The organism is Streptomyces sp. NPDC001920 (genome assembly GCF_053594495.1).
On record NZ_JBSFEP010000010.1, the window covers coordinates 12,893 to 27,637 of the forward strand.

Consider the following 14,745-nt stretch of genomic DNA (forward strand, 5'->3'; position numbering starts at 1 on the left):
CCACTCCCGGGTCTGCCGGGAGCGGGACGAGAGGAAGGACCTCACCGGTGACGAGGTCAGGCACATCGGGGTCAGCCGCCGACGTAGGCCGCGAGGTGCTCGCCGGTGAGGGTCGAGCGCTGGGCGACCAGTTCGGCGGGGGTGCCCTCGAACACGATCCGGCCGCCGTCGTGGCCGGCGCCGGGTCCGAGGTCGATGATCCAGTCCGCGTGGGCCATGACCGCCTGGTGGTGCTCGATCACGATGACCGACTTGCCGGAGTCGACGAGCCGGTCGAGCAGGCCGAGCAGCTGCTCGACGTCGGCGAGGTGGAGGCCGGTGGTGGGCTCGTCGAGGACGTAGACGCCGCCCTTGTCCCCCATGTGCGTGGCCAGCTTCAGCCGCTGCCGCTCGCCGCCGGAGAGCGTGGTGAGCGGCTGGCCGAGGGTGAGGTAGCCGAGCCCGACGTCCGCCATCCGCTCGACGATCCGGTGCGCGGCGGGTATGCGCGACTCGCCCTCGCGGAAGAACTCCTCGGCCTCGGCCACCGACATCGCCAGTACCTCGCTGATGTCCCGGCCGCCGAGGTGGTACTCCAGCACCGAAGCCTGGAACCGCTTGCCCTCGCAGTCCTCGCAGGGGGTGTCGACGCCGGCCATCATGCCGAGGTCGACGTAGATGACCCCGGCGCCGTTGCAGGTCGGGCAGGCGCCCTCGGAGTTGGCGCTGAACAGCGCGGCCTTGACGCCGTTGGCCTTGGCGAAGGCCTTGCGGATCGGGTCGGCCAGGCCGGTGTACGTCGCCGGGTTGCTGCGGCGCGAGCCGCGGATCGGCGTCTGGTCCACCGAGATCACGCCCTCGGGGGCCGGGATGGAGCCGTGGATGAGCGAGCTCTTGCCGGAGCCCGCGACACCGGTGACGACGCAGAGCACGCCGAGCGGGATGTCGACGTCGACGCCCTGGAGGTTGTTCGCCGTCGCGCCGCGGATCTCCAGCGCGCCGGTGGGCTTGCGCACCGTCTCCCTGAGCTTGGCGCGGTCGTCGAGGTGGCGGCCGGTGACGGTGTCGCTCGCGCGCAGCCCCTCGACGGTGCCCTCGAAGCAGACGGTGCCGCCCGCGGTGCCGGCACCGGGGCCGAGGTCCACGACGTGGTCGGCGACCGCGATGGTCTCCGGCTTGTGCTCCACCACGAGGACGGTGTTGCCCTTGTCGCGCAGCCGCAGCAGCAGGTCGTTCATCCGCTGGATGTCGTGCGGGTGCAGACCGATGGTGGGCTCGTCGAAGACGTACGTGACGTCGGTGAGCGAGGAGCCGAGGTGGCGGATCATCTTGACGCGCTGCGCCTCGCCGCCGGACAGGGTGCCCGCGGACCGGTCGAGCGAGAGGTAGCCGAGGCCGATCTCCGTGAACGAGTCGAGGGTGTGCTGGAGCGCGGTGAGCAGCGGCGCGACCGAGGGCTCGTCGAGCCCGCGGACCCACTCGGCGAGGTCGCGGATCTCCATGGCGCACGCGTCGGCTATGGAGATCTCGCCGATCTTGGAGGACCGGGCGCCCTCGCTGAGCCGGGTGCCGTCGCACTCGGGGCAGGTGGTGAAGGTGACCGCCCGCTCCACGAACGCCCGGATGTGGGGCTGCATCGCCTCCTTGTCCTTGGACAGGAACGACTTCTGGATCTTGGGGATGAGGCCCTCGTAGGTGAGGTTGACGCCCTTGACCTTCACCTTGGTCGGCTCCCGGTACAGGAAGTCGTGCATCTCCTTCTTGGTGAACCGGCGGATCGGCTTGTTCGGGTCGAGGAAGCCTGACTCGGCGTAGATGCCCACCGTCCACACGTTGTCCGACTTCCAGCCGGGGATGGTGAACGCGCCCTCGGCGATCGACTTGGAGTCGTCGTAGAGCTGGGTGAGGTCGATGTCGGAGACCTTGCCGCGGCCTTCGCAGCGGGTGCACATGCCGCCGGTGCGCTCGAACGTAGCCTTCTCGGCCTTGGTCCTGTCACCCCGCTGCACGGTGATCGCGCCGCTCGCCTTCACCGAGGCGGTGTTGAAGGAGTACGCGCTGGGCGGGCCGATGTGCGGTTCGCCGAGCCTGCTGAAGAGGATGCGCAGCATCGCGTTGGCGTCGGTGGCGGTGCCGACCGTGGAGCGGGGGTCGCCGCCCATGCGCTGCTGGTCGACGGTGATGGCGGTGGTCAGGCCGTCGAGGACGTCGACCTCGGGGCGCGCGAGGTTCGGCATGAACCCTTGCAGGAAGGCGCTGTAGGTCTCGTTGATCAGCCGCTGCGACTCGGCGGCGATCGTGTCGAACACCAGTGAGCTCTTGCCCGAGCCGGAGACGCCGGTGAACACCGTCAGCCGGCGCTTGGGGATCTCGATGCTGACGTCCTTGAGGTTGTTCTCGCGTGCGCCGTGCACGCGGATCAGCTCATGGCTGTCGGCGACGTGCGGTGCGGGCGCCTGCGTGTCCGTCCTCGTGGCCCTGCTCATCGTGTGCTCTCTCCCTCTGCGTCTTTGGTGGTGCCGGTCGGTCGGCGGGACGTGCGGTGGCTCGGGGCCGCGGGACGGCTCAGCTGCGCTGCTGGATGCGGATGAGGTTGCCGGCGGGGTCGCGGAAGGCGCAGTCGCGGATGCCGTAGGGCTGGTCGATCGGCTCCTGGACGACCTCGGCGCCACTGGCCTGCACCTTCTCGAAGGTGTCGTCGACGTCGGCGGTGGCGAGCAGGATCCAGCCGTAGGTGCCCTTGGCCATCATCTCGGCGATGGTGCGGCGCTCGTCGTCGGTGATCCCGGGGTCGGCGGCGGGCGGCGCCAGCAGGATCGACGTCTCGGGCTGACCGGCAGGGCCCACCGTGATCCAGCGCATCTTGCCCTGCCCGACATCGGTACGGACCTCGAAGCCGAGGGCGTCGCGATAGAAGGCGAGGGACGCGTCGGGGTCGTCGTGCGGAAGGAAGCTGGCGTGAATCGAGATGTCCATGCCCGTCACGCTAGCCGCGGCCGGAGGGCGGCGCTTCTCGATTCCTGATCGGCCGGTCACCGGTGGGCGCGGGGCCGCACGAGCCTGCCTCCGCGGGCGATGCGAGGACGGCCGCCTCCGGGCAGCGGCCCCGGTGGTTGCCGATCCCCCGGAAGTGGATCGCCATCGCACGCTGTGCCCCTTCCGCGTCCCGGGCGCGCAGGGCCGTGACGATGTCCCGGTGCCGGCGGGCGGTGAGGTCGGGTGAGGGATCGCCCGGTCCGCCCCGGGCGCCGCGGACGCGACGGAACACCGCCCAGAAGGCGGCGAGCAACTGCGGGACGAGGGCGTTGCCCAGACAGACGTAGAGCAGCTCGTGGAACTCGCGGTCCAGTTCGGGAAAGGCCCGCCCGGCCCGTCCCGCGGCCTCCATCCTCGCCACCACCGCCTCCAGCCGGTCCAGCTCCGCTTCGGTGACCGTCGCCGCCACCCGTCGGATCAGCCCCTCCTCCAGCACCTCGCGGACCTGCAGGATCTCGGCCAGCGCAGCCGAGTCGTCGTGGTCGTGCCGGGCGAGGGTGCGGAAGGTCAGTCCGTCGACGAGGGGGGTGAGCGAGGCCTGGCCGACATAGGTGCCGTAGCCGTGCCGGATCTCCACGATGTCCAGGGCCTGGAGTGCCTTGAGCGCCTCGCGGACGCTGTTGCGGCTGACGCCGAGGTCCTCCATGAGCTCGGCCTCGGTGGGCAGGAGGGCGCCGGCCCGGAGCCTGCGGTCGATGATCAGTTGCATGACCTGGCGCTGGATCCGGCTGTTCCTGGACTCCTCGGACGTACGGCTGTTCCTGGGCTGCCCGGGCATGCGGCGCATGGTACGCGCACCCGACGTCCCACATCCCATGTCTGCCGGATGCGGTCCTGACGAGGGGTCAACTCAGGCCATGCCACAGCGCCATTGGTCCGACCTGTGACGGATGCGCCATTCGTGCGAGATCCCTTGACCGTACCCACCACCCCACCTATGGTCACGCTGACCGCCAGGACGTAGGACGTCGTATCTCCGCATCCCGCTCCTCGCCGGAGCACCACCCACTGCTGGAGGAACCGTGCGCGACGTGACCCACGACGTGCCGGCGCTGCACCGCCGGTCGTTCCTGAAGTACACCGGCGCGCTGGGCGCGGCCGGCGCCGTCTCCGCGTCGCTGTCGGCCTGCTCGTCGGGCCCCGAGTCCACCAACGAGACCGGCGGGGGCGGTGGCCGGGACCGGACGCTCACCGCGGTGATCGGCTACGGCAACGACGGCAGCTGGGATCCCACCCAGACGGCGTCCGCCTTCTGCATGGCCGCCAACAACCACATCTACGAGGGCCTGCTCGACACCGACCCGATCTCCCGGGAGCCGTACCCGGCCCTGGCCACCCGGGTCCCGGCCGACCCGGACGCGACGTCCTGGAAATTCACCCTGCGCGCGGGCGCGACGTTCCATGACGGCAAGCCCGTCACGGCCGACGACGTGGTCTTCGTCTTCGACCGGATCCTCGACCCGAAGACGCAGACCCTCGCCAAGGGCTTCTTCGCGAGCTGGCTGAAGGAAGTCCGCAGGATCGACGCGCGGAACGTCGAGCTGGTGCTCAAGTTCCCCTTCCCCGACGGGATCTCGCGGCTCACCCTCGCCAAGATCATGCCGAAGCACGTCTTCTCCCGGCCGGGCGCCTGGGAGGAGGCCATCAAGGGCAAGGCGATCGGCTCGGGGCCGTACCGGCAGACCGCGCACCACCCGAAGTCCAACACCACCTTCGAAGCGTTCGCCGGCTACAACGGCCCGCGCAAGCCCGCCTTCAAGAAGATGAACTGGCTGACGATCGTGGACGCGGCATCGCGCGTGGCCAGGATCTCGGGTGCCGGCGCCGGCGCGCAGATCTCCGACAACATTCCCTACGCCAATATCCGGCAGTTGGAGAGCGGCGGGCTCACGGTCGCGGGCGGCGCCGGGATGAACAACCTCTTCCTGATGTTCAACACCAGGCACAAGCCCTTCGACGACGTACGCGTCCGACAGGCGCTGCACTACGCCGTCGACACCGAGAAGATGATCGAGGTGGCGCTGAAGGGGCACGGAAAGCCGTCGTCGTCCTTCCTCGACGAGGCCAATCCCGGCTACCGGCGCGCGAAGACCGTCTACGACCACGACCCCGACAAGGCGAAGGCCCTGCTGAAGGCGGCCGGGGTCAGCGGGCTGGAGATCGAGATCCTCGCCGTCAACGTGAGCTGGATCGTGGACTGCCTGCCGACCATCAAGTCCTCCTGGGACGCGATCGGTGTGAAGACCACCCTCGCTCCGCAGGAGACCACGGCCGTCTTCACCAAGATGGACCAGAAGCAGGACTACCAGGTCGTCGCCGCCGCCTCGAACCCCAACCAGTTCGGCCTCGACGCCGACCTGATCATGCACTACAACTACGGCCCCGAGAACCTGTGGATGCAGTACACGCGCTGGGCCGACGACTCCGTGGCCAGGGCGCTCTTCAAGGACATGGACCGGGCCACCCGGGAGCCGGACCCCGAGAAGAAGAAGACGATGATCCAGGACTACATCGACGTCGTCGCCGAGCAGGCGGTGCTCTACCCGGTCGTCCACAACGAGCTGATGACGGCCTGGAACCCCGAGCTGCTCACCGGGATAAGGGCACAGCCGTACCCCGGCATCAACCTCCTCCAGGCCAAGTGGGCCTAGGGGCCCTGGGAGTGCCTGAGTGGTCACCGTCGTCAGGATCCTGGCCCGCCGCGTCGCCCTGCTCGTTCCGCTGATGCTCGGCATCGTGCTGTTCGTGTTCCTGGTCATGCGGTTCTCGGACGTCGACCCGGCGTCCGCGTTCTTCCAGGGCGCCAACCCCACCGCCCGGCAACTGCACGACTTCCGCGAGGAGAACGGCCTGCTGGATCCCCTCCCCGTCCGCTACGTCGCCTTCATCGGCGATCTGCTCCACGGCGACCTGGGCACGAGCGCCCTGACCCGGGCGCCGGTCGTCGACCAAGTCATGACCGCACTGCCGCTCACCCTCCAGCTGACCTTCCTGGGCCTCGGTATCGCGGTCGTGCTGTCGCTGCTCGGCGGCGTGACGGCGGCCATGTACCGCGACCGCCTGCCCGACCAGATCATCCGTGTCGTCTCCCTGACGGGCGTCGCCGCCCCCGGTTTCTGGCTGGCGCTGCTGATGATCCAGTACCTGGCCGTCGACCTCGGCTGGTTCCCGACCGGCGGATACATCAACCCGGCGGACTCCTTCACCGGCTGGCTGAGGACCATGACCCTCCCTGCCTTCGCGCTGTCGCTGCCGGTGGCGGCGCAGCTGACGCGGATCGTGCGGACGGCGGTGGTGGAGGAACTGGACAAGGACTACGTCCGCACGGCGATCGGCAGCGGGCTGCCGCCGCGGGTGGTCGTCGGCCGGAACGTGCTCCGCAACGCCCTCATCAACCCGCTGACCGTGCTCGGCCTGCGCGTCGGCTATCTCCTCGGCGGCGCGGTCGTCATCGAGACGATCTTCTCGCTGCCCGGGATGGGGAAGCTGATGATCGACGCCGTGAAGAACGGTGACCCGGCGGTGGTCCAGGGCGTCGTGCTCACGACGGCCACCGGGTTCGTCGTCGTCAACCTCGTCATCGACATCCTGTATCTGCTGGTCAACCCGCGCCTGCGGGAGGCGACGTGACGTTCCGCCACAAGCGTCTGGCCGAGGCGCTGTCCCGGCCCGGCATCCGGCTGCGCGGCTGGCGCCGGCTGCCGCCGCTGTCGAAGACCGCCGTCTGCTTCCTGGCCGTCGTGGTCCTGATGGCGCTGCTCGCCCCCGTGCTCGCCCCGCACGACCCGCTCGACCAGCAGCCACCGGTGGACGGCACGGGACATCCGTCCGCCGGGCACTGGATGGGCCAGGACAGCCTCGGCCGTGACATCCTCAGCCGGCTGATGTACGGCGCCCGCTGGTCGCTGGCGATCGGGCTGGGCGCGACCGGGCTCGCGCTGGTCGTCGGCGCCCTGCTCGGGGCCGTGGCGGCGACCTCCCGCAAGGCCGTCGACGAGACGCTGATGCGCTGCCTGGACGTGGTGATGGCGTTCCCCGGCATCGCGCTGGCCGCCGTGCTCGTGGCGGTGTTCGGCGGCGGGATCACGGTCCTGATCTGCGCGATCGCGTTCCTGTTCACACCACCGGTGGCACGGGTGGTCCGGGCGAACGTCCTCGACCAGTACGGCGAGGACTACGTGACGGCGGAACGGGTCATCGGCGCCCGCACCCCGCACATCGTCGTCAAGCACGTCGCCGTCAACTGCGCCGCTCCCGTACTGGTGTTCTGCACGGTCCAGGTGGCGGAGGCCATCGTCTTCGAGGCGTCGCTGTCCTTCATCGGCGCGGGCGTGCGGCCACCGGACCCGTCCTGGGGCAGTGTCATCGCGGACGGCAAGAACATGGTGCTGACCGGGGGCTGGTGGGCCACCGTCTTCCCCGGGTTGCTGATGCTGGTGACCGTCCTGTCGCTGAACATCCTCTCCGAGGGCGTGTCGGACGCGTGGGCGGCACCGTCGGCGCGCGAGGTCGACGTACGGGACGCCGAGGACCGCCTCGAAGCACCGGAGCCGGGCAGCGGTGAGGTGCTGCGGCTGCCGGGCCTGGCGGCGGCCGCGGCGCGGCTGCGGTCCCGGGCGCGGCCACTGCCCCAGGGGCGACAGCCGGTGCTGGCGGTGGAGAACCTGGCGATCGGCTTCGCGGGGCGTCATGCCGGTGTGGACATCGTCGACGGCATCAGCTTCGAGGTGCGGCCGGGTGAGGTGCTGGGCCTCGTCGGGGAGTCGGGCTGCGGGAAGTCGCTCACCGCGCTCGCGGTGATGGGACTGGAACCGAAGGGTGCCCGGGTGCGCGGCCAGGTCCGTTTCGAGCAGCGGCAGTTGGTGGGCGAGCCGATGCGGGTGCGCCGCAGGCTGCTGGGCCACGAGATGGCGATGATCTACCAGGACGCCCTGTCGTCCCTGAACCCCGCGATGACGATCCGCGCCCAACTGGGGCAGCTCGTACGCCGCGGAGGCCGCCGTACCCCCCACGACCTGCTGACGATGGTCGGCCTGGACCCGGAACGCACCCTGCGCAGCTACCCGCACGAACTCTCCGGCGGCCAGCGCCAGCGCGTTCTGATCGCCATGGCCCTCTCCCGCGACCCGAAGCTGATCGTCGCCGACGAGCCGACGACCGCGCTCGACGTCACCGTGCAGGCGCAGGTCATGGAACTGCTGTTGAGGCTGCGGGAGGAGCTGGGTTTCGCCCTGATCCTGGTCTCGCACGACCTCGCGCTGATCGCGGACGTGACCGACCGGGTGGTCGTGATGTACGGCGGCCAGATCGTGGAGACCGGCGTGACCGCAGACGTGGTGGAGGCACCGGCGCACCACTACACGCGGGGCCTGCTGGGCAGTGTGCTCTCGCTGGAGTCCGCCGAGGAGCGGATGACCCAGATCAAGGGCGTCGTCCCCTCCCCCGCCGACTTCCCCGAAGGCTGCCGTTTCGCCGACCGGTGTCCGCTGGCGAGCGAGGTGTGCCGGACCACGGCTCCGGATCCGGTGGGTTCGCCGACGCACACGGCGGCGTGCCACCACCCGGCGGTCGTACTGGCGCCGACGGGTTCGCACAGCGGGGTCGTCCGGTGAACGCGCTGGCGGAGTTGTCCGACGCGCACGTCGTGCACAGGGCGCGCAGCGGCGGGCTGTTCACCAAGGACAAGGTGTACGCCCTGACCGGTGCCGATCTCGTCATCGCCCCCGGCGAGACGGTGGGGGTCGTCGGTGAGTCGGGGTGCGGCAAGTCGACCCTGGCGAAGGTGCTGGTGGGGGTGGAGCGGCCGACGTCGGGGACGGTGGCGTTGCGGGGCCGGGACCTGTGGGCCATGACCGCGGCCGAGCGCCGGACGGCGGTGGGCGCCGGCACGGGCATGATCTTCCAGGACCCGTCGACGGCGCTGAACCGCCGCCTGACGGTCCGGCAGATACTGCGCGACCCGCTGGACGTGCACGACCGCGGCCCGAAGGCACAACGCGACGCCCGGGTGCGGGAGTTGATGTCCCTGGTGGGTCTCCCGCGCGCCCTCACCGACGTCCTGCCCGGTCAGCTGTCCGGCGGCCAGCGTCAACGGGTCGCCATCGCGCGGGCGTTGGCCCTGGACCCCGCCCTGGTGGTCGCGGACGAGCCGACGAGCGCGCTGGACGTGTCGGTCCGCGCCCAGATCCTGAACCTCCTTCTGGACCTGAAGGAGCGGCTGGGCCTGGCTCTGGTCTTCGTCTCCCACGACATCCAGACGGTCCGCAGGATGAGCGACCGCGTGATCACGATGTACCTCGGCCGGATCGTCGAGGAGGCACCCGCGGCCGAGGTGACCGGCGCCTCCCGGCACCCGTACACCCGTGCCCTGTTCTCCGCGACCCCCGGCCTGCTGGACCCGGTCGACCCGATCCCGCTGGCGGGCCCGGTGCCGTCGGCGACGCGCCCGCCGAGCGGCTGTCCCTTCCGGACGCGGTGCTGGAAGGCGGACGAGGTGTGCGCCGAGGCGATGCCGGAGTTTTCGGCCGCGTCGCGCCCGGGGCATCGTTACAGGTGTCACCATCCGGTGCAGGAGGGCGAGGCCACCCGCGACCTCGCGCACCGAATCCGCCTTTCCAAGGAGCCTTGATGACGTTGCCCACCCCGCTCACCGGTGTCGTCCCGCCCCTCTGCACGCCCCTGACACCGGACCGCGAGGTGGACGTCCCGTCCCTGCTCAGGCTGGTCGACCATCTGACGGACGCCGGTGTGCACGGCCTGTTCGTGCTGGGCTCCAGCTCGGAGGCGGCCTTTTTGACGGACCGGCAGCGCCGGCTGGTGGTGGAGGCGGTGGTGGGGCACGCGGGCGGCCGGCTCCCGGTGCTGGCGGGCGTGATCGACATGACGACGCCGAGGGTCCTGGACCACGTACGGCAGGTCACGGGGGCGGGCGCGGACGCGGTGGTGGCGACGGCCCCCTTCTACGCCCGCACCCACCCCGCCGAGATCGCCCGCCACTACCGTCTGCTCGCGGCCGCCTGCCCCGTCCCGGTCATCGCCTACGACATCCCGGCCTCCGTCCACACCAAGCTCCCCGCCGACGTGGTCCTGGACCTCGCCGCCGAGGGTGTCCTGGCCGGGCTGAAGGACTCCAGCGGCGACCTGGCCGGGTTCCGGGAGCTCGTCGCCGGCGCCCGCGGCCGCAGCGACGTCCGGGGATTCAGCGCGCTGACCGGCTCGGAACTCCTCGTCGACGCGGCCCTGGCGATGGGCGCCGACGGTGCGGTACCGGGCCTCGCCAACGTCGACCCGCACGGCTACGTCCGTCTCGACGAGCTGTGCCGCGCCGGTGACCGGGAGCGGGCACGCCTGGAACAGGAGCGCCTGTGCGCCCTGTTCGGCATGGTGCGCGTCGGGGACACCGGGCGGATGGGGGGCAGCTCGTCGGCGCTGGGGGCGTTCAAGGCGGCGCTGCATCTGCGGGGCGTCATCGACTGCCCGGTCACGGCGGAGCCGCAGGTGCCGCTGTCGGCGGACGAGGTGGAGAGGGTCGGGAAGTTCCTCGCCGGGGCGGGCCTGCTGTAGGTCCCGGGGCGGGGCGGTGCCCCGGAGCGTCACGGCGTCCTCGGTGTCACCATCCCCGACTCGTACGCCACGATGACCAGCTGTGCCCGGTCCCGCGCCCCCAGCTTGCCCATGATCCGGCTGACGTGGGTCTTGGCGGTGAGCGGGCTCAGCCCCAGCGCCTCCGCGATCTCCGTGTTGTTGAGCCCTCGCGCGACCAGCGTCAGCACCTCGCGCTCACGCTCGGACAGGCAGTCGGGCCCGCTCGTCGAGGGCGCGGACGGGCTGCGCAGGAACCGCTCGATCAGCCGTGCCGTCGGCCCCGGCGACAGCAGCGCCTCACCGGCCGCCACCGTGCGGATGGCGTCGAGGAGTTCGGCCGGGCGGGTGTCCTTGACCAGGAATCCGGAGGCGCCGGCGCGCAGCGCCTCCACGATGTTCTCGTCGGTGTCGTAGGTGGTGAGGACCAGCACCCGCACCCCGGCGAGGTCCTCGTCGGCCGCGATCAGACGGGTCGCCTCGATGCCGTCGAGGTCGGGCATGCGGATGTCCATCACGACGAGGTCGGCGCGGGCGCCCCGGGCCAGTTCGGCGGCCTGGCGGCCGGTTCCGGCCTGGCCGACGACCTCCATGTCCTCGGCGGACTCGACGAGCATGGCGAACGCCTCGCGTACGAGCGTCTGGTCGTCCGCGAGCAGCACGCGGATCATCGGTTCCCCTCCCGGTCCGTCCCGGTGGGCAGTACGGCGCACACCTCGAAACCCCCCTCGTCGCGCGGTCCGGCGTCGAGTGTGCCACCCACGCTGCGCGCCCGCTCCCGCATGCCGACCAGACCGTAGCCGGGGCTGCGGTCGCCGGGGGCGGAGGGGCAGGTGCCGTCGTCGGTGACCGAGACGCGCAGGGCGCCCCGTTCTTCGTACAGCTCGACGCGTACGGCGGGTTCGGGGCCGGCGTGCCGTACGACGTTCGTCAGCGCCTCCTGCACGATCCGGTACGCGGCGGCGCCCACGGCGGGCGGCGGCGCCCGGCGCACCCGTACCGCCGTCCGCACCCGGGCACCGGCCAGCCGGGCCGCCCCCACCAGGTCGTGCACCCCGTCCAGTCCGGGCAGGGGGCCGCGCGTCTCGCCCGCCGCGCCCTGTTCGCGCAGCACGTCCAGCGTCGTGCGGAGTTCTCCGCGGGCCGTGCGGCAGGTCTCGGCGATGTCGTCGAGCGCCTTGGCGACCGTCTCGCGGTCCAGCCGCTCCGGGTCGGCCGCGAGCACGTGCGCGGCGACCGAGGTCTGCACGCCGATGAGGGTGATGCTGTGGGCGAGCAGGTCGTGCAGGTCCCGGGCGATGCGCAGGCGTTCCTCGGTGACCCGGCGGCGGGCCTCCTCCTCGCGGGTGCGTTCGGCGCGTTCGGCGCGTTCGACGATGGCGGTGACGTACTGGCGGTAGTAGCGGACGTCGATGCCGCAGAACAGGAACGCCACGACCCAGCCGGAGATCCGCAGGAGCTCCATCGTCCCGTCGGGGTTGGTGAGGGCGTTGAGGAGCAGTGTCACGCCGAGGACGGCGGCACCGACGAGCAGCGTGCGGCGTACCGTGCCGGTGGCCGCGACGGTGTACAGCACCACCATGGTCGCGAGGATGGGCGCGGCGTGGTTGTTCTGCAGCGCGTGGTACGGCGTGATGCAGACCATCACCACGAGCAGGACGAGCACCGGACGGCGGCGCCGCCACACGAGGGGCACGTGCGCGGCGAACAGCAGGGTCCAGCCGAGCGCGTCGGGCCGCGTCTCCTGGTCGCCGGCCAGGGCCAGGACCGCGGCGAGGGCGGCCCACATCAGGGCCAGCAGCGCGTCGTTGCGGGTGCGGTGCGGGGCGGTCAGGGGGTCGCGGTTGATCGCTGCCATGACCCGCTCGCCCGTACGGGGCCGGCCGCTCGCCGTCGTCTGCTGCACCGGCTCATCCTGCGCCACGCGGGCGCCCCTCCGGGAGGGCAGGGGCGCCTTTGCGGTGCGGGGCCGGCTCACACGGGCTCCGGCTGGCGTTCCCGTCGCTGCGGGGACCGCGGCGCCCGGGACAGCGCGCCCGGCCACCACACCATGCGTCCGAGCGCCACGCTCGCGCTGGTGACCAGGTAGGTGCGGACCAGGAAGGTGTCCAGCAGCACCCCGACCGCGATGACGAAGCCCAGCCCGACGAGGGCGACCATCGGCATGCTGGTGAGCACCGCGAAGGTGGCGGCGAGGACGAGCCCGGCGGAGGCGATGACCCCGCCCGTCGTGCGCAGGGCGGTGAGCGCGGCCGACGCGGGTTCGGCGCCGTTCAGGCACTCCTCGCGCATCCGGTGCATCAGGAAGATGCCGTAGTCGACGCCGAGCGCCACCAGGAACACGAAGGACAGCAGGCCCAGCCCCGGGTCGGTGCCGTCGAAGCCGAACAGCGGCCCGAAGACGAGCCCGCCGATGCCGAGCGCCGCGCCCCACACCGCGACCACGGCCGCGACCAGGATCAGCGGCGCGACGAGCGAGCGCAGCAGGGCGACCAGGATCAGCAGCACGGACAGCAGCACGATCGGTACGACGACCAGGCGGTCCCGGGCGTTGGTGTCCTTCAGGTCGATCTGCTCGGCGCTGGGTCCGCCGACGTAGGAGCCGTCGAGCTTGCCGCGCAGGGCCTCGATGGTGGCGGTCTCCCCGGCGGACTGGGGCGGTGCGGTGGCCAGGACGGAGATCTCGCTCCAGCCGTTCCCGGTACGTCCTTCCCGCGCGCTGTCGACACCGCGGGTGCCGTTGATCGACGCGAGCGTCTCCTCGGCCCGGTCCTGCGGTGTGATGACGGTGAGGGGCTGGGTGCCGCGCTCGGGGTAGGCCGCGGCGAGCGTCTGCATGGCGGCGACCGCGTCGGGCGTGCTGGTGAAGGAGTCCTCCTGCTTGAGGTTGCCGGGCAGGTTCAGGGCGCCGAGCGCCAGCGCGCCGAGCAGGGCGGCACCGCCCGCGAGGACGGTGAGGGGCCGGCGTCCGGCGGAGCTGCCCATCGCGGTGAACAGGGACTTACGGGCCTTGGGCGTACTGCCGTACCGCGGTACGAGCGGCCAGAAGACCCGTCGGCCGAGCAGCACGAGGATCGCGGGCAGCAGCGTCAGCATGGCGGCGAGCGCGCACAGCACGCCGACGGTGCCGAGCGGGCCCATGCCCCGGCTGGAGTTCAGGTCGGCGGCGAGCAGGCACAGCAGTCCTGCGGCGACGGTGCCGGAGGAGGCGAGCACGGCGGGCCCGCAGCCCTTGAGCGCGGCGGCCATGGCGTCGTACGGCCGCTCGATGCGCCGCAGCTCCTCGCGGTAGCGGGAGACGAGCAGCAGCGCGTAGTCCGTTCCCGCACCGAACACGAGGATCGTCATGATGCCGGAGCTCTGGCCGGACACGGCCGTCCCGAACCCCTGGTTGAGGCCGTAGGCGACGCCCATCGACAGGTAGTCGGCGATGCCCGCGACGGCGAGCGGCACCAGCCACAGGAAGGGGCTGCGGTAGATGAGGATCAGCAGCAGCGCGACGACCGCGGCGGTGGTGTAGAGCAGCGGCCCGCCGAGCGAGTTGTAGACCTCGCTCGCGTCGGTGGCGAGCGCCGCCTCACCGCCGACCTCGACGCCGAGCCCGTCGCCGCCCCGGGCGATGTCCCGCACGTCCTTGACGAGTGCGTCGCGGGCTTCCTCGTCCTGGCCCGGCTCGGTGCTGGCGAGCGGGTACATCAGGGTGGTGCCGTCCTCGGACGGGATGCCGCGCGGTTCGCCGGTGAGGTCGTGCGCGCCCGCGATCCGGTCGATCTGCTCGGCGGCGGTCGCCTTGTCGGCCGCGGTCAGGCCGCCGTCCCGGTGATAGACGACGATCATCTCGGTCGCCTCGCCGCCGGGCAACCGTTCCTGGACCCTGGCGACCTGGGTGGAGTCGGCGCTCGCCGGCAGGTAGTCGATGGCACGGTCGCGCTGGACGTCCGCCAGCTTCGACGCGAACGGCGACGCGATCGCCAGCACGGCGATCCACAGCCCGAGCACGAGCCAGGGCACGGCACGTCGTCGCCGTGTGCTTGTCCTTGCGGCCCCCATGTGGCGGGCCTCCCTCCGGGTCGGGTGTCTGGGTCGTCTCCAGACTCCCGGCACCCCGGCCGCGGTTCGTCGGACCCGGGGGTGAGTCGGGGGCTACTG

General features: G+C 71.6%; 11 protein-coding genes. 5 read left to right on the top strand and 6 right to left on the bottom strand.

Features of this window, described 5'->3' with window-relative positions; translation table 11 throughout:
• Positions 1-71: 71 nt before the first annotated feature.
• From ACWCPI_RS18210 to ACWCPI_RS18220, 3 genes are all read right to left on the bottom strand, one after another.
• Positions 72-2,465: an ATP-binding cassette domain-containing protein gene (locus ACWCPI_RS18210; protein ID WP_451039075.1), complete on the bottom strand. Its 2,394-nt coding sequence runs from the start codon at positions 2,463-2,465 to the stop codon at positions 72-74.
• Between the two features lie 79 nt (positions 2,466-2,544).
• Complete coding sequence (locus tag ACWCPI_RS18215) at positions 2,545-2,955, bottom strand: VOC family protein (protein WP_451039076.1); 411 nt, start codon at positions 2,953-2,955, stop codon at positions 2,545-2,547.
• A 10-nt stretch (positions 2,956-2,965) separates the two neighbouring features.
• A complete protein-coding gene (locus ACWCPI_RS18220) occupies positions 2,966-3,793 on the bottom strand; it encodes a FadR/GntR family transcriptional regulator (RefSeq protein ID WP_451039077.1) in 828 nt (275 codons plus the stop codon).
• 244 nt (positions 3,794-4,037) lie between these two features.
• Here ACWCPI_RS18220 and ACWCPI_RS18225 point away from each other — a divergent pair, with 244 nt between their 5' ends.
• Genes ACWCPI_RS18225 through ACWCPI_RS18245 form a run of 5 tightly spaced genes read left to right on the top strand, consistent with a single transcriptional unit; the run spans position 4,038 to position 10,578 of the window.
• Positions 4,038-5,666 carry an ABC transporter substrate-binding protein gene (locus tag ACWCPI_RS18225; RefSeq protein ID WP_451039078.1) on the top strand — a complete coding sequence of 543 codons (1,629 nt, stop codon included), beginning with the start codon at positions 4,038-4,040 and terminating at the stop codon, positions 5,664-5,666.
• A gap of 19 nt (positions 5,667-5,685) precedes the next feature.
• Positions 5,686-6,645, top strand: coding sequence for an ABC transporter permease (locus ACWCPI_RS18230; protein ID WP_451039079.1), 960 nt, complete (start codon positions 5,686-5,688; stop codon positions 6,643-6,645).
• Positions 6,642-8,627: a dipeptide/oligopeptide/nickel ABC transporter permease/ATP-binding protein gene (locus tag ACWCPI_RS18235; RefSeq protein ID WP_451039080.1), complete on the top strand. Its 1,986-nt coding sequence runs from the start codon at positions 6,642-6,644 to the stop codon at positions 8,625-8,627. The genes ACWCPI_RS18230 and ACWCPI_RS18235 overlap by 4 nt, the downstream gene beginning before the upstream one ends.
• The gene (locus tag ACWCPI_RS18240) at positions 8,624-9,643 is read left to right on the top strand and encodes an oligopeptide/dipeptide ABC transporter ATP-binding protein (protein WP_451039081.1); all 1,020 of its coding nucleotides are present in this window, start codon (positions 8,624-8,626) and stop codon (positions 9,641-9,643) included. The genes ACWCPI_RS18235 and ACWCPI_RS18240 overlap by 4 nt, the downstream gene beginning before the upstream one ends.
• Positions 9,643-10,578, top strand: a complete 936-nt coding sequence (locus tag ACWCPI_RS18245) for a dihydrodipicolinate synthase family protein (RefSeq protein ID WP_451039082.1) — start codon at positions 9,643-9,645, stop codon at positions 10,576-10,578. The genes ACWCPI_RS18240 and ACWCPI_RS18245 overlap by 1 nt, the downstream gene beginning before the upstream one ends.
• Positions 10,579-10,607: 29 nt before the next feature.
• Here the strand turns inward: ACWCPI_RS18245 and ACWCPI_RS18250 are convergent, their stop codons facing one another.
• The 3 genes from ACWCPI_RS18250 to ACWCPI_RS18260 all read right to left on the bottom strand — a co-directional run bounded on the left by ACWCPI_RS18250 (position 10,608) and on the right by ACWCPI_RS18260 (position 14,646).
• Entirely contained in the window at positions 10,608-11,267 is a 660-nt protein-coding gene (locus tag ACWCPI_RS18250) for a response regulator (RefSeq protein ID WP_451039083.1), read from the bottom strand.
• On the bottom strand, positions 11,264-12,454 hold the full coding sequence (locus tag ACWCPI_RS18255; RefSeq protein WP_451039302.1) for a sensor histidine kinase: 1,191 nt from the start codon (positions 12,452-12,454) through the stop codon (positions 11,264-11,266). The genes ACWCPI_RS18250 and ACWCPI_RS18255 overlap by 4 nt, the downstream gene beginning before the upstream one ends.
• A gap of 116 nt (positions 12,455-12,570) precedes the next feature.
• On the bottom strand, positions 12,571-14,646 hold the full coding sequence (locus tag ACWCPI_RS18260) for an MMPL family transporter (protein ID WP_451039084.1): 2,076 nt from the start codon (positions 14,644-14,646) through the stop codon (positions 12,571-12,573).
• Between the last annotated feature and the right edge of the window lie 99 nt (positions 14,647-14,745).